This window comes from Pantoea sp. Pa-EAmG, from assembly GCF_030024295.1.
In the GTDB taxonomy this organism is placed as follows: Bacteria; Pseudomonadota; Gammaproteobacteria; order Enterobacterales; family Enterobacteriaceae; genus Pantoea; species Pantoea dispersa.
Window position 1 is genome coordinate 1 of record NZ_JASEWO010000088.1, and the last position, 18668, is coordinate 18668.

General features: G+C 58.6%; 14 protein-coding genes. 9 read left to right on the forward strand and 5 right to left on the reverse strand.

Annotated elements, in window-relative coordinates; all coding sequences use genetic code 11:
- The first annotated feature begins 127 nt into the window (after window positions 1-127).
- A complete protein-coding gene (locus QMM04_RS13000) occupies window positions 128-634 on the forward strand; it encodes a DUF892 family protein (protein WP_058770487.1) in 507 nt (168 codons plus the stop codon).
- 18 nt (window positions 635-652) lie between these two features.
- Here the strand turns inward: QMM04_RS13000 and QMM04_RS13005 are convergent, their stop codons facing one another.
- Window positions 653-1615 carry a PDR/VanB family oxidoreductase gene (locus QMM04_RS13005; RefSeq protein ID WP_059011985.1) on the reverse strand — a complete coding sequence of 321 codons (963 nt, stop codon included), beginning with the start codon at window positions 1613-1615 and terminating at the stop codon, window positions 653-655.
- A 10-nt stretch (window positions 1616-1625) separates the two neighbouring features.
- Window positions 1626-2657: a molybdenum cofactor-independent xanthine hydroxylase subunit HpxD gene (gene hpxD, locus QMM04_RS13010; RefSeq protein WP_058781371.1), complete on the reverse strand. Its 1032-nt coding sequence runs from the start codon at window positions 2655-2657 to the stop codon at window positions 1626-1628.
- A 137-nt stretch (window positions 2658-2794) separates the two neighbouring features.
- Here hpxD and QMM04_RS13015 point away from each other — a divergent pair, with 137 nt between their 5' ends.
- Entirely contained in the window at window positions 2795-3721 is a 927-nt protein-coding gene (locus tag QMM04_RS13015; RefSeq protein ID WP_021508717.1) for a LysR family transcriptional regulator, read from the forward strand.
- 6 nt (window positions 3722-3727) lie between these two features.
- On the opposite strand, the gene QMM04_RS13020 is transcribed toward QMM04_RS13015, so the two are convergent.
- From QMM04_RS13020 to QMM04_RS13030, 3 genes are all read right to left on the reverse strand, one after another.
- Window positions 3728-5050, reverse strand: coding sequence for an MFS transporter (locus QMM04_RS13020; protein ID WP_282996310.1), 1323 nt, complete (start codon window positions 5048-5050; stop codon window positions 3728-3730).
- A 271-nt stretch (window positions 5051-5321) separates the two neighbouring features.
- Window positions 5322-6107, reverse strand: coding sequence for a type I methionyl aminopeptidase (gene map, locus QMM04_RS13025; protein WP_282996307.1), 786 nt, complete (start codon window positions 6105-6107; stop codon window positions 5322-5324).
- Window positions 6104-6349, reverse strand: a complete 246-nt coding sequence (locus QMM04_RS13030; RefSeq protein WP_010615787.1) for a ParD-like family protein — start codon at window positions 6347-6349, stop codon at window positions 6104-6106. Before QMM04_RS13030 ends, map begins: the two co-directional genes overlap by 4 nt.
- Before the next feature lie 291 nt (window positions 6350-6640).
- Between QMM04_RS13030 and QMM04_RS13035 the strand changes: the two genes are divergently transcribed.
- The 7 genes from QMM04_RS13035 (at window position 6641) to cobA (ending at window position 18589) form a co-directional block, all read left to right on the forward strand.
- Window positions 6641-7864 (forward strand): nitrate regulatory protein, encoded by a 1224-nt coding sequence (locus QMM04_RS13035; protein WP_282955320.1) that lies wholly within the window; start codon window positions 6641-6643, stop codon window positions 7862-7864.
- A gap of 262 nt (window positions 7865-8126) precedes the next feature.
- Window positions 8127-9389 (forward strand): CmpA/NrtA family ABC transporter substrate-binding protein, encoded by a 1263-nt coding sequence (locus QMM04_RS13040; RefSeq protein ID WP_058770491.1) that lies wholly within the window; start codon window positions 8127-8129, stop codon window positions 9387-9389.
- Complete coding sequence (gene ntrB / locus QMM04_RS13045; protein WP_058758656.1) at window positions 9389-10261, forward strand: nitrate ABC transporter permease; 873 nt, start codon at window positions 9389-9391, stop codon at window positions 10259-10261. Before QMM04_RS13040 ends, ntrB begins: the two co-directional genes overlap by 1 nt.
- A gap of 10 nt (window positions 10262-10271) precedes the next feature.
- Window positions 10272-11060, forward strand: coding sequence for an ABC transporter ATP-binding protein (locus QMM04_RS13050; protein ID WP_021508711.1), 789 nt, complete (start codon window positions 10272-10274; stop codon window positions 11058-11060).
- Window positions 11061-11070: 10 nt separating this feature from the next.
- On the forward strand, window positions 11071-15144 hold the full coding sequence (nirB, locus tag QMM04_RS13055) for a nitrite reductase large subunit NirB (protein ID WP_282996308.1): 4074 nt from the start codon (window positions 11071-11073) through the stop codon (window positions 15142-15144).
- Complete coding sequence (locus tag QMM04_RS13060; RefSeq protein ID WP_282996309.1) at window positions 15141-17762, forward strand: nitrate reductase; 2622 nt, start codon at window positions 15141-15143, stop codon at window positions 17760-17762. The genes nirB and QMM04_RS13060 overlap by 4 nt, the downstream gene beginning before the upstream one ends.
- A complete protein-coding gene (gene cobA, locus QMM04_RS13065; RefSeq protein WP_125310699.1) occupies window positions 17759-18589 on the forward strand; it encodes a uroporphyrinogen-III C-methyltransferase in 831 nt (276 codons plus the stop codon). The genes QMM04_RS13060 and cobA overlap by 4 nt, the downstream gene beginning before the upstream one ends.
- Window positions 18590-18668: the final 79 nt, after the last annotated feature.

Consider the following 18668-nt stretch of genomic DNA (forward strand, 5'->3'; position numbering starts at 1 on the left):
TAGCGCTTCGCTTATTTTTCAGATAACCAGCCTGAAAGCGATGAGGTCAAAGCGGGCTGCCCGATCAGGGATCCGTCTCTGACGCCGTTGAGGTAGATCGCCCGTGTCATTCACTTTGGAGCAAACCATGACGAAGGAATCTGTATATCTGGACTGGCTGCGCGATGCGCATGCTATGGAGAAACATGCGGAGAGCCTGCTGAAGGCGGCTGCATCACGTCTGACGGATCATCCCGCGTTGCAGGCGCGTATTGAGCAGTATCTTGAGCAGAGCCGTGACCAGCAGCAGCAGGTGAAAACGCTGCTGCGCCAGTATGACAGCAGCTGGTCGGTGCTGAAGGAGTCGTTAGGCCGGATGTCGGCGGTCGGTCAGGCCGCCAGCGATATGCTGCAGGATGAAGAGGGCATCCGTGTGGCCGTCAGCAGCTACGTGTTCTGTAACTATAAAATCGCCACCTACTCGACGTTGCTGGTGGCCGCAGAGCAGGCGGAAGAGGGGGAGGATGTCAGGATTGTGCGGCGCATTCTGCAGCAGGAAAGCCAGATGGCCAGCTGGCTGCTGCAACTGCTGCCACAGGCGGCAGAGGAAGCCATTGTGCTACGTACGGAACCTGAGCTTTCCGGCACGGATTAAGTCATTCTGCGGCGCGCCCTAGAGATCAATCACCAGTTCCGCCGATTTGCTGCGCGAGCAGCATAAGGCGATGTACTGCTCCGGGGCGCTTTTTTCGCTGTCAGACTGCACGGTATCGCGGTGATCGATCTCTCCGGCGGTGACCCGCGTCAGGCAGGCGCCGCACATGCCCATCTCGCAGGAGAGCGGAACGTCGACGCCATGCTCCAGCAGCACCGTGGCAATGGTTTTGTCAGGCGGAATGGTACATTGCTGCCCACTGCGTGCCAGCGTCACGGTAAAGCCCTCTTCCGCGCCAGCCGTGCGGGCGGCAGGTTTGAACGCTTCAGCGTGAATATTGGCGCTGTCCCAGCCGCGCGCCAGCGCCTGCTGCTGCATGTGCGTCATAAACCCTTCCGGCCCGCACAGGTACAGATGCGTGTCGGCGGCAGCATCAAGCAGTTCCGCCGGTGGATAATCACGTGCGCTGCGACCTTCGCTGCTATACCAGATTTCACAAAATCCATGCTGAAAACGCTGCGCCAGTTCGGCGGCAAAAGCTTCATCACCGCGCTGGCGCACAAAGTAATGCAGCACAAAAGGCACGGCGGCGGCCTCCAACGCCAGCGCCATGGCGTACAGCGGCGTAATGCCAATTCCGGCCGCCAGCAAAATGACTTTAGCGGCCGGTTGCAGCGGAAACAGGTTGCGCGGTGGCGAAATCGCAATCGTCTGGCCGGGGCGCAGCGTGTCGTGCACGTAGCGCGATCCCCCGCGAGATTGCCCGTCGCGGGCAATACAGATTTGGTAGCCGCGCGCGTCATCGCAGCGTCCGGTCAGTGAGTACTGACGTATCAGGCCATCACGCAGGTGGACATCAATGTGCGCACCCGGTTGCCAGTCCGGCAGCGGCTGGCCATTTTCCGCCACCAGCGTGACGCTGAGATTGTGACGTCCCTGACGATACAGGCCATCCACCACCACATTCAGCAGATCACTCATCGTTGCCTCCTTACACCAGGAAAAATTCGCCGAAGCCCATGCGCTTCAGGCCACGGCGATAAGCAATGGAGCTGCGATCGGCAGGAATATGCGCTTCCAGAGCCAGGTCGAGCGGCAAACGCTCCGGCTGCTGGGTTTCCACCATCAGGCGATCTTCCTCGAACACGCGCTGATTGAAGGCGTGCACCTCTTCGACCGGGATGTGCAGGTCAAAATTACGCGCGATGGGCGCAAACATGCGCGTTTTGCGCGCCGACACCGGCGACGCGGCATTCATGATCACCAGGCGCGATTCGCCGGGGAAATGAATGGTCAGCGTGGCGGTAAACGGCAGATGCATCTCGAAATGACGCAGCCAGCTAAATCCTTCCGGCGCCTGCTGCGGACTGTCAGCGGCAAAGTTACTCACTGAACTCCAGTAATCCACGGCAAAACCGGTCTCGGTCTCGACCGGGTTATAGGCAGGCACTACCTGGTTGTTGGGATCGGCGAAGGTTTCCGTGTGCACCCAGGCGAAGTGCGCCACATCCAGAAAACCTTCCACCTGGCGTCCGGCAAAGCCGTTGACGTCAAAACCGGGGCAGTTGATCTGTTGAAAACCGGCATCATCCCAGTGCGGCATGGTGGGCAGCGGCGCGGGCTGGTCAGCATCCGGCGCGAGGCACACCCAAATCAACCCAAAGCGCTCTTCCACCGCGTAACTGATCAGATTGAGTTTGGCCGGAATCGGCTGGTCGGGGCTGGACGGGATGCGATTGCAGCGGCCACCGGCACCGAAGCGCAAGCCGTGATAAGGGCAGACGATACCCTCTTCATCATGAAAACCCAGCGTCAGCGGGACGCCACGATGCGGGCAAACGTCGCGTGCCGCTACCACCTGACCCTGCAGACGATACAGCACCAGCTGCTCGTCAAGCAGCACCGCTTTGGTCGGTGCGCCGGCGATATCACAGGAACGGGCAACCGGATGCCACTGTCGCGCCAGACGCAGCCAGTCATCAGGTTCAAACGTGCAGTGTGCGGGAGGCGTAATGTTATTCATGCTGTAGTCCTGTCAGGTGCTCACATAAGGCGAAATAGACGGCTTCATTTTTGTCAGGACATTGTTAATATGCTTGCCTGTGCAAATCCATCAGCAAGAATGCAGCCAGGTGTTGCAAAAAACCGTACAGGTGAGCAATGAGCCCGTTTTCCCGCTTTGCCGTCTATTTTGCCGAAGTGGCGCGCAGCGGCAGTTTGCGTAAAGCTGCTGAGCAACTGCACGTTTCCGCTTCTGCCATTAACCGGCAGATTCTGCAGGCGGAGGAGAGTTTTGGTACGCCGCTGTTCGAACGTTTGCCGGAAGGGCTGCGCATGACCACCGCCGGAGAATTGCTGTATGACGATGTGATGCGCTGGCAGCGTGAGTTTCGCGTCACGCGGCAGCGTTTCGATGATATTCAGGGGCTGAAGCGCGGTAACGTAACGGCCGGGCTGGTGCAGTCGCTGACCAAAGGCAGCGTGGCAGACGCCATCGCCGATATCGCACGCCAGCATCAGTGGCTGCGGCTGGAGCTGACGGTAGACAACAGCCACCGCATCAGCCAGATGATTCGCCAGTCGGAAATCGATTTTGGCCTGATTCTCGATCCCGCCGGGCAGAGCGGACTGGAAGTGCTGGCGTTTGCCGAACTGGAGATGGGCGTGGTGATGGCCGCTGACCATCCGCTTAGCACGAGGCCGCTGCTGTCGCTCAGCGAACTCAGTCATGAGCGACACATTGTGCCTGGCGCGGCGCTGGTGGTCCACGAACGTGTCGATGCGCTGTACCGCAAGCAGGGCCTGGCGCCGGAAAACATTATCGCCTGTAACGACATCCGCCTGATTCGCAGCCTGATCGCGCAGGGCACCGGCATCAGCGTGCTGAGCCTGCTGGACGTGATGACCGAGGTGCAGGAGAACCAGCTCTGCTTTGTACCGCTCAGGCATAGCGTGATGCGACCGCTGACCCTGGCGCTATGTACTGCGCCGTCGCGCCAGCTGTCGCGGGCGGCGCAGATGGTGATTCAGCGTATGACTGAGGTGATAGAGGCGATGGCCAGTGTCAGGCCCGCAGGCGGGCCATAATCACGTTCAGTACCCGGTTTCGGCATGCGGCGCGCGGGTTTTGCTGGCACCGGCACCGCCCGATGGACGGGCGATAATAATACCGAGAATACCGCCGGCAATCAGCGCCATCGCCACAATCAGCAATCCTGAGTGATAACTTTGCGTCGCATCTTTCATTTTTCCCAGCAGCGGCGGTAAACCCAGTCCGACAAAGTTTGCCACCGTATTGATAAAGGCAATCGATGCCGCAGCGGCTACGCCAGCTAATTTTTCCGTCGTCACGGCCCAGAATATTGGCGTCAGGGCAAAGTTAAGCCCGACGGTGAAGACCAGCAAAATATAAGCCAGCAGCAGGCTGCCCGAATAAATCGCGCCGGTTAATGCCAGACCCGATAAAATTAATGGCAAGCCCATATGCCAGGCGCGTTCACCGCTGCGATCGGAATGGCGTCCGTTTAAATACATAAATATGCAGGCCATCACAAAGGGCAGGGCGGATAACAGGCTGATAATAAAATTGCTCTGCTCTGCGGCCATGCTTTTAATAATCAACGGCATGAACAGCGTAATACCGATCGAACCAAAGGCCTGTAAAAACCACACCAGACTGAGCAATAACACCGTGCGATCTTTTAATGCCTGCAGCCAGGAGTGGTTCTTATTCAGGGTAACACCCAGATTGTCCTGTTCGAGGCGCTGACGCAGCCAGTGTTTTTGCGGTGTAGTTAACCAGACAGCATCGTCGGGCTTATCGGGTAAGCGCCACAGCACCAGACAACCAAGCACCACCGCGGGAATGCCTTCCAGCGCGAAAAGCCAGCGCCAGCCTGCGATATCGGCAATGCCATGCATATTGAGAATGGCACCGGAAATGGGCAGACCAATAATCGACGCGCCCACCGATCCCATATAAAAGAAAGACATTGCACGTGCGCGGTTACTTTTAGGGAACCAGCAGGAAATATAATAGATAATACCCGGCGCAAAACCGGCTTCGGCCATGCCGAGTAAAAAACGCATTACATATAACTGATTGGCGCTATGAACCAGCGCCATGCCGGTACTGACAATACCCCAGGTAATCATAATGCGCGCTATCCAGCGCCGGGCGCCGACTTTGGTCATTATGACATTACTGGGAATTTCAAACAGAATGTAGGAAATATAGAACATGCCGACACCGAGGCCGTACATGCTGGTGGTAAGCCCGAGATCGGCATTCATTTGCAGCGCAGCGATAGAGATATTAGTTTTATCGAGATTAGCGACAAAATAACAGATTACGATAAACGGGATGATGCGCTTATTTAATTGACTCAACGTAGAACCAGAAACATCGGAACTTATCATATCCACCTCGTCACGCAGCATTACGCCACTCCGCGCCGGCAGACAGGCGCAAGGGTAGCGATGTCATGAATGATCTGTTTCGCTTGCTAAGCAATAAATGAAGTGCAGCCGAAAATAAAAATCATTTTATTTCGGCCACGCGGCAGCATTAACTATGCCGATAGTGATATTGCACATGAGCGATATAAATCGTCATGAGTAAGAAGTGTAGTACAATCTATTTTGATTGTACTACAATAGAGATCACAGATTGGACGATTGGCAGGCGTTAAACGATCGCGGCGTAATCACCGGTACCCTCCGGCCAGGGTGTGAGCAGGTCGAAGCCGGTATCCGTGACGGCGACAGTGTGCTCCCACTGCGCGGACAGGGAGCGATCTTTGGTCACCACCGTCCAGCCATCAGACAGCACGCTGGTGCCCGCTTTGCCGGCGTTAATCATGGGCTCAATGGTAAAAATCATGCCAGCCTGCAGCGCCAGCCCCTGGCCCGGCGTGCCGTAATGCAAAATTTGCGGATCGCCGTGGTAGATCTCGCCGACGCCGTGACCGCAATACTCGCGTACCACGGAAAAACCGGCCTTTTCAGCGACCTGCTGAATAGCCGCACCGATATCGCCCAGCGTTGCTCCGGGTTTCACCACCCGAATGCCTGCCACCATTGATTCATACGTCACGTCAACCAGGCGCTTAGCGCGTACCGACGGCTGACCGACGAAATACATGCGGCTGGTGTCGCCGTACCAGCCGTCTTTGATGATCGCCACATCGATATTAACGATGTTACCGTCTTTGAGCTTTTTCTCGCCCGGAATACCGTGGCACACCACGTGATTGACCGAGGTGCAAACGGTACGGGTGTAACCCTGATAGCCAATGTTAGCCGGAATGACCTTTAGCTCATTGACAATATAGTCGTGACAGCGGCGATCCAGTTCATCGGTGGTAACGCCGGGTTTCACCCAGGGCGCGATCATCTCCAGGACTTTGGCGGCGGCGTGACCGGCGGCGCGCGCCCGTTCAATCTCTTCAGCGGTATGCAGTTTAATACTCATTGCGCGATTCCCTGCGGAATAAAGGAAGGTTGGTCAAGCAGCTGCGCCAGTTCAGCGCCGCCATCACGTTCGACCCGCATCAGCAGGCGCGTCAGTTCCTGATGGCTGAGCTGCGGATAAAGTTCGGCCAGCATGCCGATTTTCATCCAGTGCTCCGCCTGCGCGTTGATCGAACGACTGAGCGCCGTGCTGGCGATGCGCAGGTTCTCATGCATTAAATCCGAAATTTTGACGATACCCATGGCTGGCCTTTATATGAAACGTATATGATATGTATATAGCATATCCACAACGGCATGATTTGCAAGCTCAGATTTTCAGCTGTGCGTAAATTTGCGAAATTTGTCAGAAAATCAAATACATTGTTTAGACCACTACGTTCTCGTTTCCACGCGGATCGAAATACTTTTGGATCATAGAAAGATTTTTATGACCGGGCAGCCGTGGCGATTCACGTGAAAGGAAATGAGGTGATACGAAAACGGCACGGCTTTTGCTTGACTCACTTTTTGGCATCAAAGGGTGGGGGAGCAATGGATGACGCACTGAGTTGGTTACAGGCCTCAAGGCAAAGCGATATTGCCAGCCTGCAACGCCTTCGCCAGACCGGCAAACTCATTACCACCGTCAGCGAGCTGGTGCATCAGCTTCAGCGCGAGCGGGGGGCGAGCAATCTGTGGATATGTTCAGAAGGCAGGCTTTACGGCGAGCAGCGGCTCGCCAGTGAGCAGGATGTGACGCGCTGCCAACGGGATTTTTGCCAGGCCTTACCCAGGGTTGAAGCCCAGCCGGGATACAGCCGCTTCTGTAACCTGATCGCCGCCGCGCTGCAGGCCCTGGCTGGATTACCGGCGTTGCGCCAGCAGATTACGCAACAGCAGATCGCGCACGCGCAGGCCGTTGCGGCGTTCAGTACTATTATCCGTAGCTTACTGAACCTGGTCTTTGAGGCCGCCGACACCGCCAGCCATCCTGACATTACCCGCGCGCTCATTGCGCTGTTCAGCTTTATGCAGGGCAAAGAGCTGACGGGACAGGAACGCGCCCTGGGAGCGGCCGGCTTTGCTGCCGGACAATTCAGCGCGGAGCAGCGCAGCGCCATGGTGGCCTTAATTGAAGCCCAGGAACAAAGCTTTTCGACCTTCCAGCAGTTTGCCGATGAGGCGGTTATACACCACTGGCAGCCGCTGGCGCAGGCCAGTCGTGAAATTGAACGACTGCGACGCATTGCCTGTACCGACGGTCGGCGGGACGACAGTGGCGCGCTGCACTGGTTTTCGCTGCTGTCACAGCGCATCGACCAAATGAAATTGCTGGAGGATCGGCTGTCAGCCACGCTGATGTTGCGCTGCCGCGAGGCGATCGCACTGGCACAGCATCAGGCAGCTGAACCTCTGCATGTGGCGCAGTCGGGCTGCGATTTTACATTATATGTCTCCGGGGTGGACTGGCTGCCCACCGAGTCCGGTGCGCTGAACAGCGACGGGCTGGCACCCCAGCTGGGTCGTTCACTGCTGTCGTTGATCACGGAGCAGTCTCAGCGTTTACAGCATCAGGCCAATGAGCTGGCCACCCTGCGCGCCACGCTGGAAGAGCGCAAACTGCTCGACCAGGCCAAAACCTGGCTGATGCAGCAGCATGGGCTGAGTGAAGAGCACGCCTGGCAACGGCTGCGTAAAAGCGCGATGGATCAGAATAAACGGCTACCGGAAATCGCCCAGGCGATCGTCACGGTGGCAGCCACAATGAAGAGATAACTCTAAAGCGTTAGCTGCACAATGCTTGTGCGTGGTCTGCGTCACAAACGTGCAAAATCGGTTAAAAAACCAGCCCGGCGAAAGCCCTGATCGCCACGCGCAGGGCCGTTTCAAAGCTGGCATGCAGTTTGCTTTACCCTATTAAGTGTATGCATTTGCTTTGCCAACGGCGGTAAAGCGAGTGCTTTTGGATAAAGGCGTCCATCTCCCTGTGAAAGCAGTGGAGAGGACGCCTTTTTTTATTTCCTGAGGGTGGCAAAAAATGAGCAAATCGCCAGTTTCACTGTCTCGACGTCAACTGCTGTTATCCAGCGCCGCCGCTGGCGGGCTGTGGCTGTTGCCGGGATTGCGCAACGCCGTATGGGCGGCGGGTTCCGATGCGCCAGAAAAAGCCACCGTGCGGGTGGGATTTATTCCACTGACCGACTGTGCGCCGGTCGTCATGGCCTCGGTGAAAGGCTTCGACAAAAAATATGGTCTGACGCTACAGCCCAGTAAAGAAGCCAGTTGGGCAGCCGTCCGCGACAAACTGATCTCCGGTGAGCTCGATGCGGCACACGTCCTGTACAGCATGATCTATGGCCTGCAACTGGGCGTTGCCGGCCCTCAGCATGCGATGGCGAACCTGATGACGCTCAATAACAATGGCCAGGCAATCTCCCTGTCGAACCAGCTTAAAGCGCAAAAGGTCACCGATGCCGCCAGCCTGAAAAAGACCATCGACAGCAAGGCCAAAGGCAGTCTCACCTTTGCGCATACCTTTCCGACCAGTACCCACGCGATGTGGCTCTACTACTGGCTGGCGAATGCCGGTATCAATCCATTTGATGACGTGCGCACTGTCGTCGTGCCGCCGCCGCAGATGGTGATGAATATGAAGATTGGCAATATGAGCGGCTTCTGTGTGGGCGAGCCGTGGAATCAGCGCGCTATCAGTGATGATATTGGTTTTACCGTCGCTACCAGTCAGCAGATTTGGCCCGATCACCCCGAAAAAATTCTTGGCACCCGCGCCGCGTGGGTGAAAGAGAACCCCAATACGGCGCGCGCGCTGACGGCGGCTGTCCTGGAGGCGGCACGCTGGATCGATGCCTCCGATGATAACCGCCGCGAAACGGCGCAGGTGCTGGCCGGACGCGCCTGGATCAACACCAAACCTGAGATTCTGCAGGGTCGCATGCTCGGCCAGTACGAAAACGGGCTGGGACAGAAATGGCAGGACCCGCATGCGATGCGCTTCTTCCATGACGGCAGCGTCAGTTTCCCGTATCTGTCCGATGGCATGTGGTTCCTCACCCAGCTTAAGCGCTGGGGAATGCTGACCGAGGATCCGGACTATCTGGACGTCGCAAAGCAGATCAACCGAATTGATATCTACAAACAGGCAGCGAGCGCCGTCGGCAACATCACGTTGCCCGGCAGTGAGATGCGCAGCAGCACCCTGATCGACGGCAAGGTGTGGGATGGCACGAATCCTGCCGTTTACGCCGCCAGCTTTGCCATTAACCACAAAGAGAGGTCGTGATGAAAAGCCAGACTCGCTCCCTGACGCAGCCTGAGACGCTGCCCACCCGGGCCACGGTGGTGCCCCTTCAGGTCACGCCAAAAAAGATGCGCTCGCCTGCGCGCCTGCGTCCGTTTTTGCAGCGTGCCATTCCCGCGCTGTGCGGTGTGATGCTTCTGCTTCTGATCTGGCAGATCGCGGCCCTTTCCAGCAAAGGCTTTCCCGGCCCGTACGCCACCTGGGAAGCGGCGAAAATCCTGTTCGCCGATCCGTTCTATAACAACGGCCCTAACGATCAGGGCATCGGCTGGAATGTGCTGGCCTCGCTGCAGCGCGTCGCTATCGGCTTTGGCCTGGCCGCGCTGGTGGGGATTCCCACAGGCTTTCTGCTGGGGCGTTTTGCCTTTGTGGCACGCATGTTCAATCCGGTTATCGCGCTACTGCGTCCGGTCAGCCCGCTGGCCTGGCTGCCTATCGGCCTGCTGCTGTTCCAGCGCGCCGAACCGGCCTCCAGCTGGACCATTTTTATCTGTTCTATCTGGCCGATGATTATTAATACCGCCGAAGGTGTACAGCGCATTCCACAGGATTACCTCAATGTGGCGCGCGTGCTGCAACTGTCGGAATGGACCATCCTGCGCCGCATCCTGTTTCCCGCCGTTCTGCCTGCGGTGCTGACCGGGGTCCGCCTGTCGATTGGTATCGCCTGGCTGGTGATCGTGGCTGCCGAAATGCTGACGGGAGGCCTGGGGATCGGCTTCTGGATCTGGAACGAGTGGAACAACCTCAATGTTGAAAACATCCTGATTGCCATTTTGCTGATTGGCGTCGTCGGCCTGCTACTGGAGCAGGGACTGATGCTGCTGGCGCGTCGCTTTAGCTGGGATAAATAAGGGGAACACTATGCAACCTATCATTCGTGTACAGCAGGTCAGCCAGCGTTTTACCACTTCCGGCGGCGATTTTCTGGCGCTCGATAATGTCAGCTTTGATATTCATCAGGGGGAAACCCTGAGCCTGATCGGCCACTCCGGCTGTGGTAAATCCACGCTGCTCAACCTGATCGCCGGTTTAACCCGACCTACCAGCGGCGTCCTGTTATGCGATAACCGCGAAGTCACCGGCCCCGGCCCTGAGCGCGCCGTTGTGTTTCAAAACCACTCGCTGTTGCCCTGGCTGACGGCGTATCAGAACGTTGAGCTGGCGGTAGAGCAGGTGTTTAAAGGCAAGATGAACAAGGCGGAAATGCGTGACTGGATCGAGCACAACCTGAACCAGGTGCAAATGAGTCATGCCATGCATAAACGCCCCGGCGAGATCTCCGGCGGCATGAAGCAGCGTGTCGGTATCGCCCGCGCGCTGGCAATGAAACCTCGCGTGCTGCTGCTCGACGAACCCTTCGGTGCGCTGGATGCCTTAACGCGCGCGCATCTGCAGGACAGCGTCATGCGCATCCAGCAGGCGCTGAACACCACCATCGTCCTGATTACCCATGATGTGGATGAAGCCGTGTTGCTGTCCGATCGGGTACTGATGATGACCAACGGTCCGGCGGCGCAGGTGGGCGATATCCTGACGATCGACCTGGTCCGGCCGCGTTCACGCGTGGCGCTGGCGGATGACGTGCGTTATCACCAGCTGCGCCAGAAAGTGCTGCATTTTCTCTACGAAAAACAGACTTCGGCGGCATAAGGACGACACCATGAGACAACGGCTGCTGATTGCGGGTAACGGGATGGCGGGCATGCACATGGTAGAAACTCTGTTGCAGCTGGCGCCGATGCGTTACGACATCACTGTGATTGGCCGTGAGCCGCACGGCAACTATAACCGTGTGCTGTTGTCGCCGCTGCTGGCCGGAGAAACCACCGTTGAGCAAACGCTGATCCACGACCCTGACTGGTATCACCGTCACGGCATAACATTGCGGGTGGGAGAGACGGTGGAACAGGTGAATATTGCTGAGCGGACCTTACGCACCGACCAGCGCCTGCTGCACTGGGACCGCCTGGTACTGGCGACCGGATCGCAGCCCTGCAGGCCGTCTGTTCCAGGCAGCGACCTGCCGCATGTCAGCACGTTTCGCACGCTGCAGGATGTGAACACTTTGCTGGCCGGGCACGGTCCGGTAGTGGTGGTCGGTGGGGGCTATCTGGGTATTGAAGCCGCCGCCGGACTTCAGGCGCAGGGACGTCAGGTCACGCTGATTCATCGTCAGTCACGTTTGCTGGACAGACAGCTGGATATCAGGGCAGGGGAATTACTGCTGGCTCAGCTCCGGGCGCGCGGCATTCGCTGTGAACTGAATGCCAGCCTTGCGGCGATCCGCACGGATAGCGTGATCCTCCACGATGGCCGTGTGCTGGCGGCGCAGCAGGTGGTGATGGCCATTGGTGTCCAGCCGGCGATCGCCCTGGCGCAGGCCGCCGGTATTCCCTGTCAGCGCGGCATTCTGGTGGATCGCCAGTTGCGCACTGCGCACGCCGGAATTTATGCCGTAGGCGAATGTTGTGAAATCAGCGGCGAGACCTTCGGTCTGGTCGCGCCCTGTCTGGCCCAGGCAAAGATTCTGGCGGCGCAACTGGCCGATCGGCCTCAGGGAGATTTCTACAGTGCGGCCACGGGCACCCGTCTCAAAGTCAGCGGCATTTCCCTGTTTAGCGCTGGTGACGTTCGCGAAGCCCCGTCTGTCACCAGTTTTGACCCGATCGCCGGGCACTATCGCCGCCTGTTCCTCAAAGACGGCCGACTGAACGGCGTGCTGCTGTATGGCGACTGCCAGCAAAGTGGCGCGCTGCTGAACCAACTCCATAATGCCGGACCGGTTTCTGTGAATACGCTGTTCGGCCTTGATGAACCTGAAACGCAGCCGCTGGCTGCAGGAAACCCTGTGATGAGCCAAACGAAACCTGTATTAGCCGTGGTGGGTCACGGCATGGTCAGCCACCATTTTCTGGAGCAGCTGGTCGCCCGTAACCTGCATCAGCATTATCACATTGTGGTCTACGGCGAAGAGCGCTATCAGGCTTACGATCGGGTTCACCTTTCTGAGTATTTCATCGGTAAAACGGCAACAGAGTTGTCGCTGGTGAGCGAGGATTTTTTTGCCCGGAACGCAATTGAACTGCGCAGCGGTTGCCGGGTAGAGGCGATCGATCGCCAGCAGCGCAGCCTGCGTGACAGCGCGGGACGTGAGCTGGCCTGGGATAAGCTGGTGTTGGCCACCGGCTCCCGCGCCTTTGTACCACCGGTACCCGGCCATGACGCCGGGCGCTGCTTTGTCTACCGCACGCTGGACGATCTGGATGCCATCGCAGCTTGTGCCCGCCAGAGTCAGCGCGGCGTGGTGATCGGCGGCGGGCTGCTGGGGCTGGAAGCCGCCAATGCGCTGAAGCAGCTGGGGCTGGAGACGCACGTGGTTGAGTTTGCGCCGCGCCTGATGGCCGTGCAACTGGATGACGGCGGGGCGCTGATGCTGCGGCAAAAGATCGACTCGCTGGGCGTGACGGTGCATACCTCGAAGCAGACCGAACAGATTGCCACCCAGCCTGACGGCAGTCTGGTGCTGCACTTTGCCGATGGCGGCGAGCTGACCACCGATCTGGTGCTGTTCTCTGCCGGTATCCGCCCGCGTGATGAGCTGGCCCGGAGCGCCGACATCAGCGTGGGGCCGCGCGGCGGCATTACCATCAATGATCAATGCCAGACGAGTGACAGCGACATTTATGCTATCGGCGAATGCGCGTTGTGGAACGGGCAGATTTTTGGCCTGGTAGCGCCTGGCTACCAGATGGCGCGTGTGCTGGCCGGGCATCTGGCGGCCGAACCGGCGCAGTTCACCGGTGCCGACATGAGCACTAAACTGAAGCTGCTGGGCGTAGAAGTCGCCTCCTTTGGCGATGCGCACGGCAAAACGCCGGGCAGCCTGAGCTACCACTGGGCCAACGGGCCAAAAGGCATTTACAAGAAGATCGTGGTTAGCGCCGACAATGCACGACTGCTGGGCGGCGTGCTGGTGGGAGACAGCAGCGACTATGCCACGCTCCTGCAAATGATGTTAAACGCCATGCCGCTGCCGACGGCAGCGGAAGCGCTGATTTTGCCTGCGTTGAATGGCGCGCCGGCCAAAGGGTTGGGCGTCGCTGCGCTGCCGGACAGTGCCCAGGTGTGTTCCTGCCATAACGTCAGTAAAGGCGATATCTGCCATGCGGTGCAGAGTGGCTGTGGCGATATGGCCAGTATAAAAAGCTGCACTAAAGCCGCAACAGGCTGTGGCGGCTGCGCCGCGCTGGTAAAACAGGTGATGGAGCTTCAGCTGGAAAACCTGGGCGTCGCTGTTAAAAAAGACATCTGTGAGCACTTCGCCTATTCCCGTCAGGAGCTGTATCACCTGATCCGTATTAATGGCATCAAAACCTTTGACGATCTGCTGGCCAGCCACGGACGGGGTTGTGGTTGCGAGGTATGCAAACCGCTGGTGGGGTCGCTACTGGCCTCGTGCTGGAACGATTACCTGCTGAAACCGGCACATTTACCGTTACAGGACACGAATGACCGTTACTTTGCCAATATCCAGAAAGATGGCACCTATTCGGTCGTACCGCGCGTGCCGGGGGGCGAGATCACGCCACAGGGCCTGATTGCCATCGGCGAAGTGGCCGTGCGTTACGATCTCTATACCAAAATTACCGGCGGCCAGCGTATCGATCTGTTTGGTGCGCGGCTGGACCAGCTGCCTGCTATCTGGGAAACCCTGCTGGAAGCCGGTTTTGAAACCGGTCATGCCTACGGAAAATCCCTGCGTACGGTGAAATCCTGCGTCGGCTCGACCTGGTGCCGTTATGGCGTGCAGGATTCTACCGCCTTCGCCATCGCGCTGGAGAACCGGTATAAGGGCCTGCGCGCACCGCATAAGATCAAGATGGCGGTGTCCGGCTGCACCCGCGAATGTGCGGAAGCACAAAGTAAAGATATCGGGGTCATCGCCACGGAAAACGGCTGGAACCTGTACGTCTGCGGCAATGGCGGCATGAAGCCGCGCCATGCGGAACTGTTTGCCAGCGATCTGGACGATGACACGCTAATCCAGTACGTCGACCGGATTCTGATGTTCTACGTGCGCACGGCGGATCGCCTGCAGCGTACCAGCGTCTGGATGGATAACATGGAGGGCGGGCTGGACTACCTGCGTGAGGTGGTGATTCATGACAGCCTGGGGATCGCCGCCACGCTGGAACAGGAAATGCAACAGGTGGTGGACACCTGGCAATGCGAATGGCAGACCACGCTGGCCGATCCCTCGCGACGTGCGCTGTTTACCGCCACAGTGAACAGCGATCAGCCGGATGAAACGCTGCACTATGCACGCGTGCGCGGACAGCGCCAGCCACACAAGGCCAGTGGTATTCCCCTGATGCATCTGCCCGCCGAACCCTGGAGCGAAATCTGCCCACTGGAGGCCATTCCGCCAGAGGCCGGCATCGGAGCCCGTCTTGGCAGCGTCCGTATTGCCTTATTCCGCATGGGTGATGACTGTTATGCGCTGGAGGATCGTGAGCCGGGCAGCGAAGCCAGCGTACTGTCACGCGGTATCCTTGGTGATGTTGCGGGGGAGCCGGTGGTGATCTCGCCGCTTTACAAACAGCGTGTACGCCTGCGTGACGGACAGAGCCTTGATAATCCCCAGCATCAGCTGCGTTGCTGGCCGGTTAAACTGGAGGACGGCCAGGTCTGGGTCGCAAACCGTCCGCTTAACCTGATGGCGCAGGCATCATGAAAACTACCTGCGCTTATTGCGGGATGGGCTGCGGCGTCGAGGTCACGCAGCCGCAGAGCGCGTCGCCTCAGGTCAGTGGCGATACCCGTCATCCGGCGAATGCCGGGCGGCTATGCGTAAAGGGCGCGGCACTGGGCGAAACCCTGACACAGGCCGGACGGTTGCTGCATCCTCAGCTTCATCACCAGCGGGTCAGCATGGAGACGGCACTGGATGCCGCGGCTGATGGTTTGCGCAGGATTATCGATGCGCATGGCCCGGAGGCAGTGGCTTTCTACGGTTCCGGCCAGTTGCTCACGGAAGATTACTATGTGGCTAACAAGCTGATGAAAGGCTTTCTCGGCGTCGCCAACATCGATACCAATTCACGCCTGTGTATGGCCTCCGCGGTGACAGGCTATAAACGGGCATTTGGGGCGGATGCCGTACCGTGCTGTTACGAGGATCTCGATGAGGCCGAGGTAGTCATTCTTGTCGGCTCGAACGCCGCCTGGGCCCATCCGGTGCTGTTTCAGCGCCTGAAACAGGCAAAAGCGCAGCGCCCTGAGATGCAGGTTGTGGTTATCGATCCGCGCCGCACGGCGAGTTGTGAATTCGCCGATCTGCATTTACCGCTCCGGCCGGGCAGCGATCCGGCCCTGTTCTCGGGCCTGCTGCACTGGCTGGAACAGCATGACGGCATTGACGCCACGATGCTGCCGCATCTGGACGGTGTAGACACAACCTTACGGGCCGCGCGGCAGTGGGATGGTGCGGCGGTGGCAGCCCATTGTGATATCAGCCAGGAAGTGATCGCTGCGTTCTACCAGTTGTTCGCCCGGCATGAGCGCGTACTGACCTTATGGTGCATGGGCATTAATCAGTCACAAAGCGGCAGTGACAACAACAATGCTATTCTCAATGCGCACCTGCTGAGCGGCAAGATTGGCCGACCCGGCTGCGGCCCGTTTTCGCTGACCGGACAGCCGAATGCGATGGGCGGGCGGGAAGTAGGGGGGCTGGCCAACCAACTGGCGGCGCATATGAGTTTCACCGCAGAAGATTGCGACCGTTTACAGCGTTTCTGGCGCAGTCCGCGTATGGCGCGTGAGCCCGGCCTGACGGCGGTTGATCTGTTTGACGCCATTGACCGTGGAGCAATCAAAGCTGTGTGGATTATGGGCACCAATCCGGCGGTTTCGATGCCAGAAGGCAATCGCATTGCCCGGGCGCTGGCTGCCTGTCCGCTGGTAATTGTGTCAGACGTGCTGGCGCAAACGGATACCACCGCCTTTGCGCATATTTTGCTACCCGCGCAGGGCTGGGGGGAAAAGAACGGCACCGTGACCAATTCTGAACGCCGGATTTCCCGTCAGCGCGCGTTTATGCCTCCGGCCGGAGAAGCTAAACCGGACTGGTGGTTACTCGCGCAGGTCGCCCAGCGTCTGGGCTTTCATGAAGGCTTTACCTGGACGCATCCGGCAGCCATCTTCCGCGAACATGCGGCGTTGTCGGGGTTTGAGAACAACGGCCAGCGCGCCTTTGATATCAGCGGTCTGGCCGGTATGAGCGACGCACAGTGGGATGCGATGAAGCCGGTACAGTGGCCAATCAACGCTCGTTATCCCGAGGGCTGCGCCCGGCTGTTTAGCGACCGGCACTTTTACCATCCTGATGGTAAAGCCCGCCTGTTGCCACCGGCCACGCCGCAGCCAGTGGTGTGCGAAACGGCTTACCCGTTATTAATGAACAGCGGACGGATCCGCGATCAGTGGCACACCATGACGCGTACCGGCCTGGTTCCCCGGCTCATGCAGCATTGTGATGAGCCATTTGCAGCCCTGCATCCGCAGGACGCACAACGCTATGGCCTGTGCGCGGGCGCACTGGCACGGGTGCAGTCCGACGCGGGCTGGGTGACGGTGCGTGTGACGCTGGACAGCGGTCTGCGGCGCGGTGAGATCTTTGTCCCTATGCACTGGAACCGACAGTTCAGCCTGCAGGGCACGGTCGGCAGACTGGTGGCTTCAACCCGCTGTCCAGTCTCGGCACAGCCTGCATTTAAACAAACCGCTGTGCGTATCCACCCGCTCAACGCCAGCTGGCAGGGCTGGCTCTGGCAGCGCGATGCAAGCCCGCCTGATGCGCTGCGCTACTGGGCGCGAACGCCCTATGAGGGCGTGCAACGCTTTAGCCTGGCCGGAGACGGTTCGCCAGAAAAATGGCTCATGGCAACGATCCCGCTGACCGGGCTGCAACTGCAAACCGCCCATGCGACGGAATCGTATTATCGCCTGCTGGCCTGGCGCAACGGTGAGCTGCACCTGGTTTTTTATGCAGGCGCGTCTTTACCCGAGATCAACCATGACTGGGTTGCTCAGGCTTTTCGCCAGGCACCTGTGAATGCGGCGGACCGGCATGCTCTGCTGGCGGGACAATCGGCACAACGTGCCGTGGCTGGCCGGACGATCTGTAGCTGCTTTGGCGTTGGGGAAAACACCATCTTACAGGCGATTAAACAGGGCTGTCACAGCACTCAGGCACTGGGTAACGCACTCAACTGTGGTACCAACTGCGGCTCCTGCCTGCCGGAGCTAAAACACCTTTTGCTTTCCGTTGCTGTACCGGAGGAAGAATGATGATTGCGATCAACCCTTTAGATAAACTGCTGGCGCCGGACAACGCGTCCAGCCCTGGCAAAGTCTGGCTGGTAGGGGCCGGACCGGGGGATGTGGATCTACTGACAGTCAAGGCGCTGCGCCTGCTGCAACGTGCGGATGTCGTGGTCTATGATCGCCTGGTCAGCGAAGCGGTGATGGCGGAAGTCGCCAGCAGTGCACTCTGTATCGACGTGGGTAAACAGCCGGGTCATCACGGCCTGAAGCAGGCTCAGATTAATCAACTGCTGGTGGACCTGGCTGCCAGCGGGCGCAATGTCGTGCGTTTAAAAGGCGGCGATCCCTTTATCTTTGGCCGTGGCGGTGAAGAGATGGTCAGCCTGCAGCAGGCGAATATTGTCTGCGAAGTGGTGCCCGGTATTACCGCCGCAGTGGGCTGTGCGGCTGCCAGCGGCATTCCGCTGACGCACCGTGACTGTGCCCAGTCATTGCGCTTTATCACCGGACACGGGCGCAGCGGCGAACCGCAGCTGGATGCGGCGGCGCTGACCGCGACCAATCAGACGCTGGTGTTTTACATGGGATTAAGCTGGAGCAGCGTGATTAGCATCCGGTTACGGGAATATGGCCGCAGCGAGGCGACGCCGGTGGCGATCATTGAAAACGGTACGCGTCAGAACCAGCGGGTGCTGATCACCACGCTGGCCGGGTTGCCTGAAACTGTTGAACAGCAAAAACCGGTGTCGCCGTCGTTACTGATTGTGGGCGATGTGGTGCGCTATTACCGTGCCGATCGAGTTGCAACGCATGGGTGTGAATTGGAGTTAAGTGATATTGCAGCGCACTGATGCTCACCGTGCCGAAGGAAGGGACACGGTTTCTACGGCTGGGGGTGAGACGGTCGTAAAAAGCATTATCTGCGAATCT